The sequence below is a fragment of the Citrobacter sp. CF971 genome (assembly GCF_006385635.1).
Lineage (GTDB): Bacteria > Pseudomonadota > Gammaproteobacteria > Enterobacterales > Enterobacteriaceae > Citrobacter > Citrobacter freundii.
Window position 1 is genome coordinate 809,298 of sequence record NZ_CP041051.1, and the last position, 21,718, is coordinate 831,015.

Sequence of the window (21,718 nt, forward strand, 5' to 3'; positions counted from 1 at the left end):
TACAGGGTAGCCTCATGCGTTATTTTCCCCTGATGATTCCGACCCGAACGATTTTACAGGAGCTTTAATGCCTAACATTACCTGGTGCGATCTACCTGAAGATGTCTCTCTGTGGCCAGGTCTGCCCCTCTCTTTAAGCGGTGATGAAGTGATGCCGCTGGATTACCACGCGGGCCGCAGTGGCTGGCTGCTGTACGGTCGTGGGCTGGATAAACAACGGTTAACGCAATACCAGAGTAAACTGGGCGCGGCGATGGTGATCGTGGCGGCGTGGTGCGTTGAGGATTATCAGGTAATTCGTCTGGCGGGCTCGTTAACGCCGCGTGCGGCAAAACTGGCGCATGACGCCAAACTGGATGTTGCGCCGCTGGGTAAAATTCCGCATCTGCGCACGCCGGGTTTGCTGGTGATGGACATGGATTCAACGGCTATCCAGATCGAATGCATTGATGAAATTGCTAAACTGGCCGGAACCGGCGAGATGGTTGCCGAAGTCACCGAACGCGCAATGCGCGGCGAGCTGGACTTTACCGCCAGCCTGCGCAGCCGCGTGGCGACGCTGAAGGGCGCTGATGCCAATATTCTGCACCAGGTGCGCGAAACATTGCCGCTAATGCCAGGCCTGACTCAGTTGGTGTTAAAACTGGAAACGCTTGGCTGGAAAGTGGCTATCGCTTCCGGCGGGTTTACTTTCTTTGCCGATTATCTGCGTAACAAGCTGCGCCTGACGGCAGCTGTGGCGAATGAGCTGGAGATCATGGACGGTAAATTTACTGGCAACGTGATCGGCGATATCGTCGATGCGCAGTACAAAGCCAGTACTCTGACCCGCCTGGCGCAAGAATATGAGATCCCGATGGCGCAGACGGTGGCGATCGGCGACGGTGCCAACGATCTGCCGATGATCAAAACGGCCGGGCTGGGCATTGCGTATCATGCGAAACCCAAAGTGAATGAAAAGACGGAGATTACTATCCGTCACGCTGACCTGATGGGCGTGTTCTGCATTCTCTCTGGCAGTATGAATCAGAAATAATGAGGTAAAACGTGGCAAAAGCTCCTAAACGCGCCTTTGTTTGTAATGAATGTGGGGCCGATTACCCGCGCTGGCAGGGGCAATGCAGCGCCTGTCAGGCCTGGAATACCATTACCGAGGTGCGCCTTGCCGCATCGCCAACGGTGGCGCGCAACGAGCGACTCAGCGGCTACGCCGGAAATGCGGGCGTTGCAAAAGTGCAGAAGCTCTCTGACATCAGCCTTGAGGAACTGCCGCGTTTTTCTACCGGATTTAAAGAGTTTGACCGCGTGCTCGGCGGTGGTGTGGTGCCCGGCAGCGCCATACTGATTGGCGGTAACCCCGGCGCGGGGAAATCAACGCTGCTACTACAAACGCTGTGCAGACTCGCCGAGCAGATGAAAACCCTGTACGTCACCGGCGAAGAGTCGCTGCAACAGGTGGCGATGCGCGCGCATCGGCTTGGCCTGCCGACGGCGAACCTGAACATGCTGTCGGAAACCAGTATCGAACAAATTTGCCTGATTGCTGAAGAAGAACAGCCGAAGCTGATGGTGATCGACTCCATTCAGGTGATGCACATGGCGGATATTCAGTCTTCGCCGGGCAGCGTGGCGCAGGTGCGTGAAACCGCTGCTTACCTGACGCGCTTTGCTAAAACGCGCGGCGTGGCGATTGTGATGGTCGGCCACGTCACCAAAGATGGCTCGCTGGCCGGGCCGAAGGTACTGGAGCACTGTATTGACTGCTCGGTGTTGCTCGACGGCGACGCCGATTCCCGCTTCCGTACACTGCGTAGCCATAAAAACCGCTTTGGCGCGGTGAATGAGCTGGGCGTCTTTGCCATGACGGAACAGGGGCTGCGTGAAGTCAGCAACCCTTCTGCAATTTTCTTAAGCCGTGGCGATGAAGTCACTTCCGGTAGTTCGGTGATGGTAGTCTGGGAAGGCACGCGCCCGCTGCTGGTCGAGATTCAGGCGCTGGTCGATCACTCAATGATGGCGAACCCGCGTCGCGTGGCGGTCGGTCTGGAACAGAACCGTCTGGCGATTCTACTGGCGGTGCTGCATCGTCACGGTGGCTTGCAGATGGCGGATCAGGACGTGTTCGTTAACGTAGTCGGCGGCGTAAAAGTCACCGAAACCAGCGCCGACCTGGCGTTGCTGCTGGCAATGGTCTCCAGCCTGCGCGACAGGCCACTGCCACAGGACTTAGTGGTCTTTGGCGAAGTGGGGTTAGCAGGCGAAATCCGTCCGGTACCCAGCGGGCAGGAGCGTATTTCGGAAGCGGCGAAACACGGTTTTCGCCGGGCGATTGTTCCTGCCGCTAACGTACCGAAAAAAGTACCGGAAGGGATGCAGGTCTTTGGCGTTAAGAAGCTTGCGGATGCGTTAAGCGTGTTTGACGACCTATAATCAAATACCCGTACGTACTGAATTTGTAGGCCTGATAAGCGATGCGCCATCAGGCAGTGTTACGCGATTTTTCCAGCAGGAGGCTCTTGTGTCATTTGATTATCTGAAAACCGCCATTAAGAAAAAGGGTTGTACCCTGCAACAGGTGGCAGATGCCAGTGGCATGACCAAGGGATATCTAAGCCAGCTTCTGAATGCCAAAATTAAAAGCCCCAGCGCGCAAAAGCTGGAGGCGTTGCACCGTTTTCTCGGACTGGAGTTTCCGCGCCAGCAGAAAAATATCGGTGTGGTATTTGGTAAGTTTTATCCGCTGCATACCGGCCATATCTACCTTATCCAGCGCGCCTGTAGTCAGGTTGATGAACTGCATATCATCATGGGCTATGACGACACGCGCGATCGCAGTCTGTTTGAAGACAGTGCCATGTCGCAACAGCCTACGGTGCCCGATCGTCTACGCTGGCTGCTGCAAACCTTTAAGTATCAGAAAAATATCCGTATTCATGCCTTCAACGAAGAGGGCATGGAGCCGTATCCACACGGTTGGGACGTGTGGAGCAACGGGATCAAAACGTTTATGCAGGAGAAAGGGATCCAGCCAAACTGGATTTACACCTCTGAAGAATCAGATGCCCCGCAGTATCTCGAACATCTGGGGATCGAAACCGTGCTGGTGGATCCCAAGCGGACGTTTATGAGCATCAGCGGCGGGCAAATCCGTGAAAACCCGTTTCGCTACTGGGAGTATATTCCGACCGAAGTGAAGCCATTTTTCGTGCGCACCGTGGCGATCCTCGGCGGGGAGTCGAGCGGTAAATCGACGCTGGTGAACAAGCTCGCCAACATCTTTAACACCACCAGTGCGTGGGAATATGGGCGTGATTACGTCTTCTCCCATTTGGGCGGCGATGAGATGGCGTTACAGTATTCTGATTACGATAAAATCGCACTGGGACAAGCGCAATACATTGATTTTGCTGTTAAGTACGCCAATAAAGTGGCGTTCATCGACACCGATTTCGTGACCACTCAGGCTTTCTGCAAAAAGTATGAAGGGCGTGAACACCCGTTTGTGCAAGCGCTGATTGACGAGTATCGCTTCGACCTGGTTATCCTGCTGGAAAACAACACCCCGTGGGTAGCGGATGGCTTGCGCAGCCTTGGAAGTTCGGTTGACAGAAAAGCGTTTCAGACGCTGCTGGTCGAGATGTTGCAGGAAAACAATATCAATTTTGTGCACGTTCAGGAGCCTGACTACGACGGCCGCTTCCTGCGCTGCGTGGAGCTGGTGAAAGAGTTGATGGGCGAGCAGAGGTAGGTTTTAATGCCGGATGCGCTGCGCTTATCCGGCCTACAAGTCGCACTAACCTCGTAGGCCGGATGTGGCATGAGGCCGCCATCCGGCACTTAACGCTAATTACTTAGAAATACGCTTGTACTTAATACGCTTCGGCTCCAGCGCATCGGCGCCCAGCGTGCGTTTCTTGTACTCTTCGTATTCGGTAAAGTTACCTTCGAAGAACTCAACCTTACCCTCATCCTGATAATCCAGGATGTGGGTCGCGATACGGTCAAGGAACCAACGGTCGTGCGAGATAACCATCGCGCAACCCGGGAACTCCAGCAGGGCGTTTTCCAGCGCGCGCAGGGTTTCGATATCCAGGTCGTTGGTTGGTTCATCGAGCAGCAGCATGTTGCCGCCAACCTGCAGCAGCTTCGCCAGGTGCAGACGACCACGCTCACCGCCGGACAGCTCGCCGACGCGTTTACCCTGATCCACACCTTTGAAGTTGAAGCGGCCCACATAGGCACGGCTTGGCATTTCGGTGTTGCCGATCTTCATGATATCCAGCCCGCCGGAAACTTCTTCCCACACGGTTTTGCTGTTATCCATTGCGTCACGGAACTGGTCAACGGAGGCCAGTTTGACGGTTTCACCCAGCGTGATGGTACCGCTGTCAGGCTGTTCCTGGCCGGACATCATACGGAACAGGGTTGATTTACCCGCGCCGTTCGGACCGATGATGCCGACAATAGCGCCTTTCGGTACCGAGAAGCTCAGATCGTCGATCAGCACGCGATCGCCGTAAGATTTACGCAGATTAGTGACTTCAACGACTTTATCGCCCAGACGTGGTCCAGGTGGGATAAACAGTTCGTTGGTTTCGTTACGTTTCTGGTATTCGGTGTTATTCAGCTCTTCAAAGCGTGCCAGACGGGCTTTGCCCTTAGACTGACGGCCTTTCGCGCCCTGACGAACCCACTCCAGCTCTTTCTCAATGGATTTACGGCGAGCCGCTTCCTGAGAGGCTTCCTGGGCCAGACGCTGATCTTTCTGCTCCAGCCAGGAAGAGTAGTTACCTTCCCACGGAATACCTTCACCACGGTCCAGCTCCAGGATCCAGCCGGCAACGTTGTCGAGGAAGTAACGGTCGTGGGTAATTGCCACTACGGTACCTTCGAAATCGTGCAGGAAGCGTTCCAGCCACGCGACGGATTCGGCGTCCAGGTGGTTAGTCGGTTCGTCGAGCAGCAGCATGTCTGGTTTTTCCAGCAGCAGGCGGCACAGCGCGACGCGGCGGCGTTCACCACCGGAAAGATTTTCAATTTTGGCATCCCAGTCCGGCAGACGCAGAGCGTCAGCGGCACGCTCAAGCTGCACGTTCAGGTTATGACCGTCGTGCGCCTGAATGATCTCTTCAAACTTGCCCTGTTGCGCGGCCAGCTTATCGAAGTCGGCGTCCGGTTCGGCGTACTTGGCGTACACTTCATCCAGACCTTTCAGGGCGTTAACCACTTCGGCAACCGCTTCTTCCACGGATTCACGAACGGTATGTTCCGGGTTCAGTTTTGGTTCCTGCGGCAGGTAACCGATTTTAATGCCTGGCTGCGGGCGAGCTTCACCTTCAATTTCGGTATCAATGCCAGCCATGATGCGCAGCAGGGTAGATTTACCCGCGCCGTTCAGACCGAGAACACCGATTTTGGCGCCAGGGAAGAAGCTCAGTGAGATGTTTTTAAGAATATGACGTTTCGGCGGAACGACCTTGCCGACACGATGCATGGTATAAACGAATTGGGCCACGTTGGACTCGCCTCTATGTTTATCCCGTCATACTTCAAGCCGCAGATGCGTTGGCTGTGTCGTTCACCCCAGTCACGTACTTTTGTACGCTCAGGGGATTCACTTCCTCGCCGCCTTGCTGCAACTTGAATTATTTAGGGCTAATTATTGGTAAATAGTTATCAAAGGCGAAGTGTAGCCTTTTTCATTGTCCAATCCCAGCCAGCAGATCCCACTCGCAACAAAAGTAAAAAAGTGTCCGTGACGTGGCGCATTCTGCAATGTCTGGTTAGCATGAATGAATTAAGCGGCATGATGCTGCACAGACGTAACATGAGAAGAGGAAGAGCTTGTGGACAAAGCCAAACAATTTACCTGGCGCCTGCTGGCTGCCAGCGTATGTCTGCTGACGGTCAGTCAAGTAGCGCGAGCGGATTCCCTGGATGAGCAGCGCAATCGCTATGCGCAAATTAAGCAGGCCTGGGATAACCGACAGATGGATGTCGTAGAGCAGATGATGCCTGGCCTGAAGAACTATCCTCTGTATCCTTATCTGGAATATCGCCAGATCACTGACGATCTGATGAATCAGCCCACCATTACCGTCACCAATTTTGTGCGCGCCAACCCGACGCTGCCCCCGGCGCGTACTCTGCAATCTCGTTTCGTGAATGAACTGGCGCGCCGCGAAGACTGGCGTGGGCTGCTGGCGTTCAGTCCGGAAAAACCGGGCACCACCGAAGCGCAATGTAACTATTACTTCGCGAAATGGAGTACCGGACAAACTGAAGAAGCCTGGCAGGGGGCGAAAGAACTGTGGCTGAGCGGAAAAAGTCAGCCGAACGCCTGTGACAAATTATTCGGCGTATGGCGTGCCTCAGGCACTCAGGATCCGCTGGCGTATCTGGAGCGTATTCGTCTGGCGATGAAAGCCGGGAATACCGGACTGGTCACGGCGTTGGCCGGACAGATGCCCGCGCAATACCAAACCATTGCTTCAGCGATCATCGCGCTGGCCAACGATCCGAATTCGGTAATGACCTTTGCTCGCACCACCGGCGCAACGGATTTCACCCGACAGATGGCGGCGGTCGCCTTTGCCAGCGTGGCGCGTCAGGATGTGGAGAATGCCCGCCTGATGATCCCTTCCCTGGTGCAGGCGCAACAGCTTAATGACGAGCAAACCCAGGAGCTGCGCGACATTGTCGCCTGGCGTCTGATGGGCAATGACGTTACCGACGAGCAGGCCAAATGGCGTGATGATGCGATTATGCGCTCCAACTCCACCTCGCTTGTGGAGCGCCGGGTGCGCATGGCGCTGGGAACCGGCGATCGTCGTGGCCTGAATACCTGGCTGGCGCGTCTGCCAATGGAAGCCAAAGAAAAAGATGAGTGGCGCTACTGGCAAGCGGATCTGCTGCTGGAGCGCGGACGCGATGCGGAAGCCAAAGAGATCCTGCACCAACTCATGCAGCAGCGCGGTTTCTATCCGATGGTGGCGGCACAGCGCCTGGGCGAAGAGTACGAGCTGAAAGTGGATAAAGCACCAGCGAACGTTGATTCTGCGCTGACTCAGGGCCCGGAAATGGCACGCGTCCGCGAGCTAATGTACTGGAACATGGATAATACTGCGCGCAGTGAATGGGCGAATCTGGTCACCAGCCGTACCAAGTCCGAGCAGGCTCAGTTGGCGCGTTACGCGTTCAATAATCACTGGTGGGATCTAAGCGTTCAGGCGACGATCGCCGGAAAACTGTGGGATCATCTGGAAGAGCGCTTCCCATTGGCCTATAAAGATCTTTTTACCCGTTACACCAGCGGCAAGGATATTCAGCCAAGCTATGCGATGGCGATAGCGCGTCAGGAAAGCGCCTGGAACCCGAAAGTGAAATCACCGGTTGGCGCAAGCGGGCTGATGCAGATTATGCCGGGTACGGCGACGCATACGGTGAAAATGTTCTCGATTCCAGGTTACAGCAGTCCGAGCCAGCTATTGGATCCTGATACCAACATCAACATCGGAACCAGCTATTTGCAGTACGTGTATCAGCAATTTGGCAATAACCGCATCTTTGCGTCAGCAGCCTATAACGCCGGTCCGGGACGCGTTCGCACCTGGCTTGGCAATAGCGCTGGCCGCATTGATGCCGTCGCGTTTGTCGAGAGCATTCCATTCTCAGAGACGCGTGGTTATGTGAAGAACGTGCTGGCTTACGATGCGTACTATCGCTATTTCCTCGGTGATAAACCGGAGTTGATGAGCGACGCAGAATGGCAACGTCGTTACTGATCGTGTCGATTGTGTTATGCTATCGTACTCGTTAAAGAGTACAAAAGGGGGAGGCAAGCACGCTTCCCCCGCAACGATGGCGATATCTTATGACTCAGCAATCACCCTATTCAGCAGAGATGGCAGAACAACGTCACCAGGAGTGGTTACGTTTTGTCGATCTGCTTAAACACGCCTACGAACAAGATTTACACCTGCCACTGCTCAATTTGATGTTAACGCCGGATGAGCGTGAAGCGTTGGGCACGCGTGTGCGTATCATTGAAGAGCTGCTGCGCGGTGAGATGAGCCAGCGTGAGCTTAAAAACGAGCTCGGGGCGGGGATTGCTACTATTACGCGAGGGTCGAACAGCCTCAAATCCGCGCCGGTGGATCTGCGTCAGTGGCTGGAACAGGTGTTGCTCGGGAAAAATTGATTCGCCGGATGTGGCTTTGCCTTATCCGGCCTACGATTGAACATCCGGCACAATGCTATAAATACACCGCGTTATGAAACGGGCTGAGCGCCAGAATCACCGCCTGATGGTACACGCTCGAGCGCGTCAGCTTACCCGCGGTAAAGACGCCGATTGCGCCCTCTTTACGGCCAATCTCATCAATACCTGTATAGTCCGACATCACCGGGCCGAGTGCTTCACCTTTGCGGACTCTGTCGAGAATGACAGTAGGCAATGGCAGCGTGGCTGAACGGGCTTCACCTCGCCGGTGGCCGTTATCAATCACCACCCAACTGAAGGTGGCATCGTCGTCAATTCCTGCTTCAATGGCGACCCAGAAATCAGCCTGCGGGTGCTGGCGGCGAGCGTTATCAACGCGATTTCGTGCGCCAGTGCGCGTTTCCTGGTTTCCGAAAGGTTGTTCCGGCACGCCACTCTCGACGGCGACGGGTTCAATATGGCAGGATCCTTCCCCGAAAATCTCTTCAAATGCCCGCAGAATTGCCTGAATTTTGGCAGGATTGGTGGTCGCAGAGATAACCTTGTGCATAATTAAGCTCAGTTTGAAAATTCATCGCATCGCAGTATAACGGAAAAAAAGCATGTTACAGGTATACCTTGTTCGCCATGGCGAAACGCAGTGGAACGCCGAGCGACGTATTCAAGGCCAGTCAGACAGCCCACTAACCGCTAAAGGTGAACAGCAAGCCATGCAGGTGGGTGAACGCGCTCGCTCGTTTGGTATTACGCATGTCATCAGTAGCGATCTTGGTCGTACACGACGCACCGCAGAAATCATCGCCCAGGCCTGTGGCTGTGATATCACCTATGACTCCCGTCTGCGCGAGCTAAATATGGGTGTGCTGGAAAAACGTCACATCGATACGCTGACGCCGGAGGAAGAGGGCTGGCGTCGCCAGTTGGTGAACGGTACGGTGGATGGTCGTATCCCGGAAGGGGAATCGATGCAGGAATTGAGCGATCGCGTCAACGCAGCGCTGGCATCCTGTCTGGAATTGCCGCCGGGAAGTCGTCCGCTGCTGGTCAGTCACGGTATCGCGCTGGGTTGCCTGGTGAGTACAATTCTTGGATTACCGGCATGGGCTGAACGTCGCTTGCGTCTGCGCAACTGTTCTATTTCTCGCGTTGATTACCAGGAAAGCTTATGGCTGGCGCCGGGATGGGTCGTTGAAACGGCAGGGGACATCTCACATCTGGACGCCCCTGCGTTGGATGAACTACAGCGCTAGCGGCGAATCGGAATCAGGAATTCGCAGCGCAGGTTGATCGGGCGATCCCCCGCTTTGGCATCTTCTGCCGGGTAGTATCGCTCGATATCCTGTCCTTTACGGCGCGTCAGGTTCAGCATTGGCATGCATGTGCCGTAAACCGTCAGGATAAACTCTTGCACGCCGGTTCCCAGCCCTTCGTAGGTAAACATCACGTATTCGCCACCCTGTAACAGGATAGGCTGCGCCGACGGCACATAGCCATTGGCCTGTTCCGGCGTCAGTGCAGTGGTGTAAAACACTTCCTGCTCGTCATCTTTTTCAATGCTCGGACGCGTTTCGTTAAGCCCATACAGCACCGGTGGGATCGCAGGAGCCTGACTGAGGAAGTCGCGCCAGAACTGAATACGCATTTCATGACGGAAATCTGAAATCTGTTCCAGCGAGCAGGAATAGCTTTGCGTGGTGCCGAGTAGTTGCGTATCTTCCAGGGTGACAAACTCGTGCGCAGGCATCGCAAATTCACCCAGGCGCATTGGCGGGCGAATACCAAACGCACTCCATTCCGGGGAGCGACGATACAGCGCAGGCGTTTGGGAAAACTGTTTCTTGAACGCGCGAGTAAAGGTTTGTTGAGAGTCGAAGCGATATTGCAGCGCAATATCCAAAATTGGGCGCGCAGTCAGGCGCAGCGCCACTGCAGATTTCGATAAACGACGGGCGCGGATATAGGCGCCAATAGCATGGCCCGTCACGTCCTTAAACATTCTCTGCAGGTGCCACTTGGAATAGCCCGCTTTTGCCGCCACATTGTCAAGCGACAAAGGCTGATCCAGATGACCTTCCAGCCAGATTAATAGGTCGCGAATAATGCCAGCCTGATCCATAAAATATCCTCATCCTTTCAACAACGAGTACCTGACGTCAGGTATGAGGATAATAGCATTTTTTGCTGTTTTAGCATTCAGTGTTTTTTTTGCTCATAAATGCTTTTTTCGGACATACGAAAGCGTGATTATTGTAATCCTGTGATCTGTATACGTTTTATCTTAGAATGTCGAATAATTGCACAGAGTAACTTTTAAAAATGGTAACAATATGAAATATAAGAGCTTAGTCATTTCCTCAATTCTGCTGATGTTGGCGCAGGTTGCCCATGCGGAGCAGATTGGATCTGTCGATACGGTGTTCAAAATGTTCGGCCCGGATCATAAAATTGTGGTCGAAGCGTTTGACGATCCGGATGTTACCAACGTGACCTGCTACGTGAGTCGGGCGAAGACTGGCGGCATCAAAGGTGGTCTGGGGCTGGCGGAAGATACCTCCGATGCCGCCATTTCCTGCCAGCAGGTTGGGCCGGTAGAACTGAGCGACAGAATCAAGAACGGTAAAGCTCAGGGCGAAGTGGTATTTAAAAAACGTACCTCGCTGGTGTTTAAATCTTTACAGGTCGTGCGTTTTTACGATGCGAAACGTAATGCGCTGGCCTATCTGGCTTATTCAGATAAAGTCGTCGATGGATCGCCCAAAAATGCCATTAGCGCGGTACCCATCATGCCGTGGCGGCAATAACAAGGAAGCACAATGCAACAGCCGTTGATCTGGTTGGTTGAGGATGAGCAGGGAATCGCTGATACGCTTATCTACATGCTGCAGCAAGAGGGGTTTAGCGTAGAGGCGTTTGAGCGCGGATTTCCCGTGCTGGAGAAATCTCGCCAGCAATGCCCTGATGCCATCATTCTGGATGTCGGGCTACCGGATATAAGCGGTTTTGAACTGTGCCGACGTTTACTTGAACGCCACCCGGCGTTGCCGATCCTGTTTCTGACCGCACGCAGCGATGAAGTGGATCGCCTGTTGGGGCTGGAAATTGGCGCGGATGACTATGTTGCCAAGCCTTTCTCGCCGCGTGAAGTGTGCGCTCGTGTGCGTACGCTGCTGCGGCGGGTGCAAAAATTCTCCACACCTTCATTGACAACGCGCTGTGGGGATTTTGAACTTAATGAGCTGGCCGCGCAGATTACCTGGTTCGGCATGCCGTTGAACCTGACGCGCTATGAATTCCTGCTGCTGAAAACATTCCTGATGTCGCCGGGACGTATTTACTCCCGCCAACAATTGATGGATTTAGTCTGGGCCGATGCGCAGGATACCTTTGACAGAACGGTCGATACCCACATCAAAACGCTGCGCGCCAAGCTGCGGGCCATCAACCCCGAGCTTTCCCCCATCAATACGCATCGCGGTATGGGATACAGCCTGAGGAGCGCCTGATGCGCATTGGCATGCGTTTGCTGCTCGGCTATTTTATGATTGTTGCCGTCGCTGCCTGGTTCGTTCTGTCTATCTTTGTGCAGGAAATTAAGCCAGGCGTCCGTCGAGCGACTGAAGGCACATTGATTGATACCGCCACGCTGCTGGCTGCGCTGGCGCGTGATGACTTACTCTCTGACACCCCCGCCAACGGCAAGCTGGCGCAGGCCTTTTCGCAACTGCATAACCGCCCATTCCGCGCCAATATCAGCGGCATTAACAAAGTACGTAATGAATACCATGTCTACATGACGGACGCGCAGGGCAAGGTGGTGTTTGATTCAGCTAACCAGGCCGTCGGTCAGGACTACTCCCGCTGGAACGACGTGTGGTTAACGTTACGTGGGCAGTATGGCGCTCGTAGTACGCCGCAAAACCCGGATGATCCGGAAAGCTCAGTGATGTACGTTGCCGCGCCGATTGTAGACGGTGGTCGTATTATCGGTGTGCTCAGTGTCGGCAAACCAAATGCAGCGATGGCGCCAGTGATTAAACGCAGTGAACGGCGAATGCTGTGGGCCAGCGCCGTATTGCTGGGTATTGCCCTGGTGATTGGCTTCGGGATGGTATGGTGGATAAACCGCTCCATTGCCCGGCTGGCGCGTTATGCCGATTCCGTTACTGAGAATCGCCCCGTCCCACTGCCTGATTTAGGCAGTAGCGAGTTACGCAAACTGGCGCAGGCGCTGGAAAGTATGCGTCTGAAGCTCGAAGGCAAGAACTACATTGAGCAGTATGTCTACGCGTTAACCCATGAGCTGAAAAGCCCGCTGGCGGCCATTCGTGGCGCGGCGGAGATACTGCGCGAAGGTCCGCCGCCAAACGTGGTAGCGCGCTTTACCGATAATATTCTGACGCAAAATGCGCGCATGCAGGCGCTGGTTGAAACCTTGTTACGTCAGGCGCGACTGGAGAATCGGCAGGACATTACGTTGACGCCAGTGGCGGTAGATGCGCTGTTTGCTCAGCTTAAAGAGGCGCGTAGCGTGCAGCTGGCGGCAAAAAACATCACGCTGACCATTCTGCCTTCATCGCTTAGCGTCGCAGCCGATCCCGCGTTACTGGAGCAGGCATTGGGGAATTTACTCGACAACGCTATCGACTTTACGCCACAGGACGGGACGATTGTTCTGAGTGCACATCAGCACGAGGATCGGGTCACGTTGCAGGTTACCGACAGCGGTAGCGGGATCCCTGACTTTGCGTTGCCGCGTATTTTTGAGCGCTTCTACTCGCTGCCCCGCGAGAATGGACACAAGAGCAGCGGTTTGGGGCTGGCGTTTGTCAGTGAAGTTGCACGACTGCATGAAGGCGCGGTGACATTATCTAACCGACCAGAAGGCGGTGCACAAGCTTCGTTTACGCTTCACCGTCACTTCACATAACTTCAAATTCTCCGCACATAGCTGTTCTACCTTGCTGATATTGCAAAGGAGAACGCTATGTTGAAATCACCCCTGTTCTGGAAAATCGTCACTCTGGGTGGCGCCATGCTGCTGTTGTTAATTCCCCTGACAATGGTCAGGCAGATAATCGTAGAGCGATCGGATTATCGCAATGACGTTGAAGATGCAATCCGCCAGAGCACCAGCGGACCGCAAAAGATGGTCGGCCCGTTGATAGCCATTCCGGTGACAGAGCTTTATACCTCGCTGGAGGATGGCAAAGAGATCCAGCGTAAGCGAAGCTATATCCATTTCTGGCTGCCGGAGTCGTTGGTGGTTGAGGGGAGTCAGAACGTTGAAGCGCGTAAAATCGGTATTTATGAGGGCCAGGTCTGGCACAATGACCTCTCGGTGAAGGCCGAGTTTAACGCTGAACGTTTGCGTGATTTAAACCATCCCAACGTCAGCGTCGGCAAACCGTTTATCGTGGTTGGCGTGGGGGATGCGCGCGGGATTGGTGTGGTGCAAGCGCCGCAGGTCAATGGAACGTCGCTGGCGGTTGAGCCGGGGACGGGGTTGGATGGACGTGCGCAGGGGATCCACATTCCGTTACCCGACGCGAGCTGGGCGGAGCAAAACCTGAGCATGACGCTGTCGCTGAATTTGAGCGGAACAGGAGATTTCTCCGTTGTTCCGGTTGGCCGTAACAGTGAAATGACCTTAACCAGCAATTGGTCGCATCCCAACTTTCTTGGGGATTTTCTTCCGGCTAAGCGCGAAATCAGTAAGTCTGGATTCAATGCCCAGTGGCAAAGCAGTTGGTTTGCCAATAACCTCGGCGAACGCTTTGATGGCGAAAAGATTGGCTGGGAGGGAATGCCTGCATTTAGCGTCGCTGTCGCCACGCCTGCGGATCAATACCAACTGACGGACAGGGCGACAAAATATGCCATTTTGCTGATTGTGCTGACCTTTATGTCTTTCTTTGTTCTTGAAAGCATGACCAGCCTTCGACTGCACCCGATGCAGTACCTGCTGGTGGGATTATCGCTGGTGATGTTTTATCTGTTGCTGCTGGCGTTGTCAGAACATATTGGTTTTACCGCCGCGTGGATTACGGCGAGTCTGGTGGGGGCGTTGATGAACGGTGTGTATCTGCAGGCGATATTACAGGGTTGGCTTAAGAGTATTTTGTTCACCGTAGCGCTGCTGGGTCTGGATGGTGTGATGTGGGTGTTGCTCCGTTCACAGGACAGCTCTTTACTGCTGGGAACCGGCGTGCTGTTGGTCGCGTTGTGTGGCGTGATGTTCCTGACGCGTCATCTTGACTGGCACTCGCTGGCACAGCCAAAACCAAAGCCGACAGAAATTCCGGAGTCTCAGCCTGCGCAGAGTGACGAGTTTCGCTTATGGAAATAGGGTTGTGGTGAAATGAAAAACGGCGCATATTGCGCCGTTTTTTTACCTGTGAGGATCGAATTAATCCTGCAGGTCGCCGCAGAAACGGTAGCCTTCACCGTGAATGGTGGCGATAATTTCTGGCGTATCCGGCGTTGATTCGAAATGTTTACGAATGCGGCGGATAGTCACGTCAACGGTACGGTCATGCGGCTTCAGTTCGCGACCGGTCATTTTTTTCAGCAGTTCTGCGCGAGACTGGATTTTGCCCGGATTCTCACAGAAGTGAAGCATGGCGCGGAATTCGCTGCGTGGCAGTTTATACTGCTCGCCATCAGGACCAATCAGAGAGCGGCTGTTGATGTCCAGCTCCCAGCCATTGAACTTGTAGCTCTCGACGCTACGGCGTTCTTCGCTGACGGTACCCAGGTTCATGGTACGCGACAGCAGGTTACGAGCACGGATAGTCAGTTCGCGCGGGTTAAACGGCTTGGTGATGTAATCGTCTGCGCCGATTTCGAGGCCGAGAATTTTATCGACTTCGTTATCACGGCCCGTCAGGAACATCAGCGCAACGTTAGCTTGTTCGCGGAGTTCGCGCGCTAACAGGAGGCCATTTTTCCCAGGCAGATTGATATCCATAATCACAAGGTTGATGTCATATTCAGAGAGAATCTGATGCATTTCCGCGCCATCTGTCGCTTCGAATACATCATAGCCTTCTGCTTCGAAAATGCTTTTCAACGTGTTGCGTGTTACTAACTCGTCTTCAACGATAAGAATGTGCGGGGTCTGCATGTTTGCTACCTAAATTGCCAACTAAATCGAAACAGGAAGTACAAAAGTCCCTGACCTGCCTGATGCATGCCGTAAATTAACATGATCGGCGTAACATGACTAAAGTACGTAATTGCGTTCTTGATGCACTTTCCATCAACGTCAACAACATCATTAGCTTGGTCGTGGGTAGTTTCCCTCTGGACCCGACAGTGTCAAAAACGGCTGTCATCCTAACCATTTTAACAGCAACATAACAGGCTAAGACATGCCGGACACCCAATAAAACTACGCTTCGTTGACATATATCAAGTTCAATTGTAGCACGTTAACAGTTTGATGAAATCAACGTATCCAAATGTTTGCTTTCATCACAAAATTGCAATATTACAACTAGTTGCACGCGCTAATTAATAAATGTAATGAATCCAACCAATGCGATCCATTTTAAATTAAATTATCATGGATAAACAGAAGGATATGCAACTTTTGTTAACATAAAGGGCAATAGTTCAGCCTGGAAATAGTTTAGCATTTTTTACCGGATGCGAAATGCTTTTTCAGTGATTTCTGTTAAAAATATGTAAATTCGCGCTGCGTAATATGTTGATGCACGTCACATTATTACCTGCACATAGGCTAAAAGAGTATCGAAATGCGTTTAACAATTATTCTGGTTGCCCCCGCCAGAGCGGAAAATATTGGTGCGGCAGCCCGTGCGATGAAGACCATGGGATTCACCCAGTTGCGGATCGTTGACAGCGAGGCCCACCTGGAACCTGCCACGCGATGGGTTGCGCATGGCTCGGGTGATATTATTGATAATATTAACGTTTTTCCAACGTTAGCCGAGGCGCTTCACGACGTGGATTTTACCGTCGCGACCACGGCGCGCAGCCGCGCGAAGTTTCATTATTACGCTACGCCGGTCGAACTGGTTCCCCTGTTGCAGGAAAAATCAACGTGGATGGATCACGCCGCGCTGGTTTTTGGTCGTGAAGATTCGGGGCTGACCAACGAAGAATTGGCTCTGGCGGATGTCCTCACCGGGGTACCGATGGTGGCTGACTATCCATCACTCAATTTGGGGCAGGCGGTGATGGTGTATTGCTATCAATTAGCAGGTTTAATACAACAACCGGCCAGAAACATTGAGATGACGGATGAGCATCAGCTACAGGCATTGCGCGAACGTGTTTTGCGTTTATTAGCCACGCTGAACGTTTCTGACGACATTAAGTTGACGGACTGGCTGCAACAGCGAATGGGTCTGTTAGAGCAGCGAGACACGGCAATGTTGCACCGTTTTTTACATGATATAGAAAAAAATCTAACAAAATAAAGTGTTGATAAATGTTTGTTGTGCAGTTTTTTACTCTGGTTTCAAGTGGGCGAGACATTCTGTATTGGTTGAAAGTAAAAGGGCAAGCAGTCGCTCATGAACAAGTTTCGGAATGTGATCAATTTAAAAATTTATTGACTTAGGTCAGCAGATACTTTAACCCTAAAAGAATACAAGACAGACAGATAATAATTACAGAGCACACAACATCATGAAACGCATCAGCATCACTATTACCACAACCATCACCATTACCACAGGTAACGGTGCGGGCTGACGCGTACAGGAAACACAAGAAAAAGCCCGCACCTAAACAGTGCGGGCTTTTTTTTCGACCAAAGGCAATGAGGTAAACCATGCGAGTGTTGAAGTTCGGCGGTACATCAGTGGCAAATGCAGAGCGCTTTCTGCGGGTTGCCGATATTCTGGAAAGCAATGCCAGACAGGGGCAGGTCGCGACCGTGCTCTCTGCCCCCGCAAAAATTACCAACCATCTGGTGGCGATGATTGAGAAGACCATCGGTGGTCAGGATGCTTTAGCCAATATCAGCGACGCCGAACGTATTTTCTCTGAGCTATTGGTGGGTTTGGCCGCCGCGCAGCCGGGTTTTCCGTTGGCCCCGCTCAAAGCCTTTGTTGAACAAGAGTTTGCCCAGATTAAACACGTCCTGCATGGCATCAGCCTGTTGGGACAGTGCCCGGACAGCATCAATGCCGCGCTTATCTGCCGTGGCGAAAAAATGTCGATCGCCATCATGGCAGGCCTGCTGGAAGCGCGCGGGCACAACGTGACGGTCATCGATCCGGTGGAGAAATTGCTGGCAGTCGGCCATTACCTCGAATCTACCGTTGATATCGCCGAATCTACGCGCCGCATTGCCGCCAGCCGTATTCCTGCGGACCACATGATTTTGATGGCCGGATTTACCGCCGGGAATGAGAAAGGTGAGTTAGTGGTGCTGGGGCGTAATGGCTCCGACTACTCTGCCGCCGTACTGGCCGCCTGTTTGCGCGCGGATTGTTGTGAGATCTGGACCGATGTTGACGGCGTATATACTTGCGATCCGCGTCAGGTACCCGACGCCCGACTGCTGAAGTCGATGTCTTATCAGGAAGCGATGGAGCTTTCTTACTTCGGCGCCAAAGTGCTGCACCCGCGCACCATTACCCCTATTGCCCAGTTCCAGATCCCTTGCCTGATTAAAAATACCGGCAATCCACAAGCGCCTGGCACGTTGATTGGCGCCAGCAGTGATGACGACGATTTGCCGGTAAAAGGTATTTCTAATCTCAATAACATGGCGATGTTTAGCGTTTCCGGCCCAGGAATGAAAGGCATGGTGGGTATGGCGGCACGCGTTTTTGCCGCAATGTCGCGTGCGGGCATCTCGGTAGTGCTGATCACCCAATCCTCTTCCGAATATAGCATCAGCTTCTGCGTCCCGCAGGGCGACTGCGCACGTGCGCAACGCGCCATGCAGGATGAATTCTACCTCGAACTGAAAGAAGGCCTGCTGGAGCCGCTGGCGGTAACTGAGCGTCTGGCTATCATCTCTGTTATTGGCGATGGTATGCGTACTCTGCGTGGCATTTCGGCGAAATTCTTTGCCGCATTGGCTCGCGCGAACATCAATATCGTGGCGATCGCCCAGGGGTCGTCTGAGCGTTCTATTTCGGTGGTGGTGAACAACGACGACACAACCACCGGCGTTCGCGTGACCCATCAAATGCTGTTCAACACCGACCAGGTGATTGAAGTGTTTGTGATTGGCGTAGGCGGCGTGGGCGGTGCGCTACTGGAGCAGCTTAAACGTCAGCAAACCTGGCTCAAAAAGAAGCATATCGATCTTCGCGTGTGCGGCGTGGCGAATTCGAAGGCTCTGCTGACAAACGTCCATGGTTTGAATCTGGAAAACTGGCAGGTGGAGCTGGAAAGCGCGAAAGAGCCATTCAACCTTGGGCGCTTAATTCGCCTGGTGAAAGAATATCATCTGCTTAATCCGGTGATTGTCGACTGTACGTCAAGCCAGGCGGTGGCGGATCAGTATGCTGATTTCCTGCGCGAAGGCTTCCATGTGGTTACGCCGAACAAAAAGGCCAACACCTCGTCGATGGATTACTACCATCAGCTGCGTTTTGCCGCCGCGAAGTCCAGGCGTAAATTCCTCTACGACACCAACGTGGGCGCAGGCTTGCCGGTAATTGAAAACCTGCAAAACCTGCTCAGCGCAGGTGATGAATTGCAGCGTTTCTCCGGTATTCTTTCCGGCTCGCTGTCGTTTATTTTCGGCAAGCTGGATGAAGGCATGAGCTTCTCGCAAGCCACCACCATGGCGCGTGAGATGGGCTATACCGAGCCCGATCCGCGTGACGATCTTTCCGGTATGGATGTGGCACGTAAGCTGCTGATCCTCGCCCGTGAGACCGGTCGTGAGCTGGAGCTTTCAGACGTGGTCATTGAGCCAGTTCTGCCAAACGAGTTTGATGATTCTGGTGATGTATCCGCGTTTATGGCGAAATTGCCGCAGTTGGATGACGTCTTTGCCGCGCGCGTGGCGAAAGCCCGTGATGAGGGAAAAGTATTGCGTTATGTTGGCAATATCGAAGAGGACGGCGTTTGTCGCGTGAAAATTGATGCAGTAGACGGCAACGATCCGCTGTTTAAAGTGAAAAACGGTGAGAACGCGCTGGCATTCTATAGCCACTACTATCAGCCGTTACCGTTGGTTCTGCGCGGATATGGCGCGGGTAACGACGTGACGGCAGCGGGCGTCTTTGCCGACCTGCTACGCACCCTTTCATGGAAGTTAGGAGTCTGACATGGTGAGAGTTTATGCCCCGGCTTCCAGTGCCAATATGAGCGTCGGGTTTGATGTGCTCGGTGCGGCGGTAACTCCGGTGGACGGTTCGCTGTTGGGCGATGTGGTGTCCGTTGAGGCGGCTGATCAGTTCAGCCTGAACAACCTTGGGCGCTTTGCCAACAAGCTGCCGCCAGAGCCGCGCGAAAATATTGTCTATCAGTGTTGGGAGCGATTCTGCCAGGAGCTGGGTAAAACGGTTCCGGTGGCGATGACGCTGGAAAAAAATATGCCGATTGGCTCCGGGTTAGGCTCCAGCGCCTGTTCCGTCGTGGCGGCGTTAGTCGCTATGAACGAACACTGCGGTAAGCCGCTCAACGATACGCGCCTGTTGGCGATAATGGGCGAGCTGGAAGGGCGTATCTCCGGCAGTATTCATTACGATAACGTTGCCCCGTGCTTTTTGGGCGGCATGCAGTTAATGATCGAAGAAAACGGCATTATCAGCCAGCAGGTGCCAGGCTTTGATGAGTGGCTATGGGTACTGGCGTATCCGGGGATTAAAGTGTCGACGGCAGAAGCGCGGGCGATTCTACCTGCGCAGTATCGCCGTCAGGACTGTATCGCCCACGGGCGACATCTGGCTGGATTTATCCATGCCTGCTATTCCCGTCAGCCTGGGCTTGCCGCGAAGCTGATGAAGGACGTCATTGCTGAGCCGTATCGTACCCGCTTGCTGCCAGGCTTTAGTCAGGCGCGTCAGGCGGTAACAGAAATTGGCGCGCTGGCCAGCGGGATCTCCGGGTCAGGGCCGACGCTGTTCGCCTTGTGCGATAAGCCGGATACGGCGCAGCGCGTAGCAGATTGGCTGAGTAAAAATTACCTGCAAAATCAGGAAGGCTTTGTTCATATTTGCCGGCTGGACACGGCGGGCGCACGGGTACTGGGATAATCAATGAAACTGTATAATCTGAAAGATCATAACGAGCAGGTCAGCTTTGCGCAGGCCGTCACGCAAGGGCTTGGCAAGAATCAGGGATTGTTTTTTCCGCACGATCTACCGGAATTCAATCTGACAGAAGTGGATGAGATGCTGAACCAGGACTTCGTTGGCCGCAGCGCGAAGATCCTGTCCGCATTTATTGGTGATGAGATCCCTCAGGAAATTCTGGAAAAACGCGTGCGTGCTGCATTTGCTTTTCCGGCACCGGTTGCTCAGGTTGCCGCAGATGTCGGCTGTCTGGAACTGTTCCACGGCCCTACGCTTGCATTTAAAGACTTTGGCGGGCGCTTTATGGCGCAAATGCTGACGCACATCAGCGGCGACAAGCCGGTAACCATTCTGACGGCGACCTCAGGTGATACCGGCGCGGCGGTTGCACATGCCTTTTATGGCCTGAAAAATGTGCGCGTGGTGATCCTCTACCCGAACGGCAAGATCAGCCCATTACAGGAAAAACTGTTCTGTACGCTGGGCGGTAACATTGAAACTGTAGCGATTGATGGCGATTTTGATGCCTGCCAGGCGCTGGTGAAACAGGCGTTTGATGACGAAGAGCTGAAGGTGGCTCTGGGACTGAACTCGGCTAATTCAATTAACATCAGCCGTCTGCTGGCGCAAATCTGTTACTACTTTGAGGCTGTGGCTCAGCTACCGCAAGAGGCGCGGAATCAGCTGGTGATTTCTGTTCCCAGCGGTAACTTTGGCGATCTGACCGCCGGGCTGCTGGCGAAATCACTGGGCTTGCCGGTGAAGCGTTTTATCGCGGCGACTAACGTTAACGATACGGTTCCGCGTTTCCTTGCTGAAGGTGAGTGGGCGCCGAAAGCGACTCAGGCGACGTTATCGAATGCGATGGATGTCAGCCAGCCGAACAACTGGCCGCGCGTGGAAGAACTGTTCCGCCGTAAAATCTGGCGTCTGAATGAGCTGGGTTATGCCGCCGTTGATGATGCCACGACTCAGGACACCATGCGTGAGTTACATGAGATAGGCTACACCTCAGAACCGCATGCGGCGGTGGCTTACCGTGCGCTGCGTGACCAACTGAACCCTGGCGAGTACGGCCTGTTCCTTGGTACTGCGCATCCGGCGAAGTTTAAAGAAAGCGTTGAAGAGATTCTTGATCTGACGCTGGCGTTGCCAAAAGAGCTGGCGGAACGCGCGGACTTGCCGCTGCTTTCTCATCACCTGCCTGCTGATTTTGCGCAACTGCGTAAGCTGATGATGACCCGCAGTTAACGGTGGTGCCCGC

20 protein-coding genes and 1 other annotated feature are annotated in these 21,718 nt (G+C 53.6%); of the genes, 16 read left to right on the top strand and 4 right to left on the bottom strand.

The window, feature by feature from the left end; translation table 11 throughout:
* Positions 1-67 precede the first annotated feature (67 nt).
* From serB to nadR, 3 genes are all read left to right on the top strand, one after another.
* Positions 68-1,036 carry a phosphoserine phosphatase gene (serB, locus tag E6P06_RS07390; RefSeq protein WP_003019027.1) on the top strand — a complete coding sequence of 323 codons (969 nt, stop codon included), beginning with the start codon at positions 68-70 and terminating at the stop codon, positions 1,034-1,036.
* Between the two features lie 11 nt (positions 1,037-1,047).
* Positions 1,048-2,430, top strand: a complete 1,383-nt coding sequence (gene radA / locus E6P06_RS07395) for a DNA repair protein RadA (protein ID WP_001728171.1) — start codon at positions 1,048-1,050, stop codon at positions 2,428-2,430.
* 88 nt (positions 2,431-2,518) lie between these two features.
* The gene (nadR, locus tag E6P06_RS07400) at positions 2,519-3,748 is read left to right on the top strand and encodes a multifunctional transcriptional regulator/nicotinamide-nucleotide adenylyltransferase/ribosylnicotinamide kinase NadR (protein WP_003019021.1); all 1,230 of its coding nucleotides are present in this window, start codon (positions 2,519-2,521) and stop codon (positions 3,746-3,748) included.
* Between the two features lie 99 nt (positions 3,749-3,847).
* On the opposite strand, the gene ettA is transcribed toward nadR, so the two are convergent.
* Positions 3,848-5,515, bottom strand: coding sequence for an energy-dependent translational throttle protein EttA (gene ettA, locus E6P06_RS07405; RefSeq protein WP_003845630.1), 1,668 nt, complete (start codon positions 5,513-5,515; stop codon positions 3,848-3,850).
* 331 nt (positions 5,516-5,846) lie between these two features.
* Here ettA and sltY point away from each other — a divergent pair, with 331 nt between their 5' ends.
* Complete coding sequence (gene sltY / locus E6P06_RS07410; RefSeq protein WP_003019016.1) at positions 5,847-7,784, top strand: murein transglycosylase; 1,938 nt, start codon at positions 5,847-5,849, stop codon at positions 7,782-7,784.
* A gap of 89 nt (positions 7,785-7,873) precedes the next feature.
* Positions 7,874-8,200, top strand: coding sequence for a trp operon repressor (trpR, locus tag E6P06_RS07415; protein ID WP_003837292.1), 327 nt, complete (start codon positions 7,874-7,876; stop codon positions 8,198-8,200).
* Positions 8,201-8,255: 55 nt separating this feature from the next.
* On the opposite strand, the gene yjjX is transcribed toward trpR, so the two are convergent.
* Positions 8,256-8,771, bottom strand: a complete 516-nt coding sequence (gene yjjX / locus E6P06_RS07420; protein ID WP_016149519.1) for an inosine/xanthosine triphosphatase — start codon at positions 8,769-8,771, stop codon at positions 8,256-8,258.
* Positions 8,772-8,823: 52 nt separating this feature from the next.
* Between yjjX and gpmB the strand changes: the two genes are divergently transcribed.
* A complete protein-coding gene (gene gpmB, locus E6P06_RS07425; protein WP_003019006.1) occupies positions 8,824-9,471 on the top strand; it encodes a 2,3-diphosphoglycerate-dependent phosphoglycerate mutase GpmB in 648 nt (215 codons plus the stop codon).
* Here gpmB and robA read toward each other — a convergent pair.
* Entirely contained in the window at positions 9,468-10,337 is an 870-nt protein-coding gene (gene robA, locus E6P06_RS07430) for an MDR efflux pump AcrAB transcriptional activator RobA (RefSeq protein ID WP_003837295.1), read from the bottom strand. The two genes, gpmB and robA, sit on opposite strands and share 4 nt — an antisense overlap.
* A gap of 211 nt (positions 10,338-10,548) precedes the next feature.
* Here robA and creA point away from each other — a divergent pair, with 211 nt between their 5' ends.
* From creA to creD, 4 genes are read left to right on the top strand one after another with little or no spacing between them, the layout of a single operon-like run.
* Positions 10,549-11,022, top strand: coding sequence for a protein CreA (gene creA / locus E6P06_RS07435; protein WP_003018998.1), 474 nt, complete (start codon positions 10,549-10,551; stop codon positions 11,020-11,022).
* A gap of 12 nt (positions 11,023-11,034) precedes the next feature.
* Entirely contained in the window at positions 11,035-11,724 is a 690-nt protein-coding gene (gene creB, locus E6P06_RS07440) for a two-component system response regulator CreB (RefSeq protein WP_071685420.1), read from the top strand.
* Positions 11,724-13,148, top strand: a complete 1,425-nt coding sequence (gene creC / locus E6P06_RS07445) for a two-component system sensor histidine kinase CreC (RefSeq protein WP_139935084.1) — start codon at positions 11,724-11,726, stop codon at positions 13,146-13,148. Before creB ends, creC begins: the two co-directional genes overlap by 1 nt.
* Before the next feature lie 57 nt (positions 13,149-13,205).
* Complete coding sequence (gene creD / locus E6P06_RS07450; RefSeq protein ID WP_086529549.1) at positions 13,206-14,567, top strand: cell envelope integrity protein CreD; 1,362 nt, start codon at positions 13,206-13,208, stop codon at positions 14,565-14,567.
* Positions 14,568-14,627: 60 nt separating this feature from the next.
* On the opposite strand, the gene arcA is transcribed toward creD, so the two are convergent.
* Positions 14,628-15,344 carry a two-component system response regulator ArcA gene (gene arcA, locus E6P06_RS07455; protein ID WP_001194359.1) on the bottom strand — a complete coding sequence of 239 codons (717 nt, stop codon included), beginning with the start codon at positions 15,342-15,344 and terminating at the stop codon, positions 14,628-14,630.
* Positions 15,345-15,439: 95 nt separating this feature from the next.
* Between arcA and yjjY the strand changes: the two genes are divergently transcribed.
* From yjjY to thrC, 6 genes are all read left to right on the top strand, one after another.
* Positions 15,440-15,580 (top strand): protein YjjY, encoded by a 141-nt coding sequence (gene yjjY, locus E6P06_RS07460; RefSeq protein ID WP_042998021.1) that lies wholly within the window; start codon positions 15,440-15,442, stop codon positions 15,578-15,580.
* A gap of 398 nt (positions 15,581-15,978) precedes the next feature.
* Entirely contained in the window at positions 15,979-16,665 is a 687-nt protein-coding gene (locus E6P06_RS07465) for a tRNA/rRNA methyltransferase (RefSeq protein WP_003018988.1), read from the top strand.
* Between the two features lie 206 nt (positions 16,666-16,871).
* Positions 16,872-16,998 (top strand) — a sequence feature (Thr leader region).
* Positions 16,877-16,942 (top strand): thr operon leader peptide, encoded by a 66-nt coding sequence (gene thrL / locus E6P06_RS07470; protein WP_032337689.1) that lies wholly within the window; start codon positions 16,877-16,879, stop codon positions 16,940-16,942. Its footprint overlaps the feature before it by 66 nt.
* Positions 16,999-17,021: 23 nt before the next feature.
* Complete coding sequence (gene thrA, locus E6P06_RS07475) at positions 17,022-19,484, top strand: bifunctional aspartate kinase/homoserine dehydrogenase I (protein WP_139935085.1); 2,463 nt, start codon at positions 17,022-17,024, stop codon at positions 19,482-19,484.
* 1 nt (position 19,485) lies between these two features.
* Complete coding sequence (thrB, locus tag E6P06_RS07480) at positions 19,486-20,415, top strand: homoserine kinase (RefSeq protein WP_139935086.1); 930 nt, start codon at positions 19,486-19,488, stop codon at positions 20,413-20,415.
* A 3-nt stretch (positions 20,416-20,418) separates the two neighbouring features.
* Positions 20,419-21,705: a threonine synthase gene (thrC, locus tag E6P06_RS07485; protein ID WP_139935087.1), complete on the top strand. Its 1,287-nt coding sequence runs from the start codon at positions 20,419-20,421 to the stop codon at positions 21,703-21,705.
* Positions 21,706-21,718: the final 13 nt, after the last annotated feature.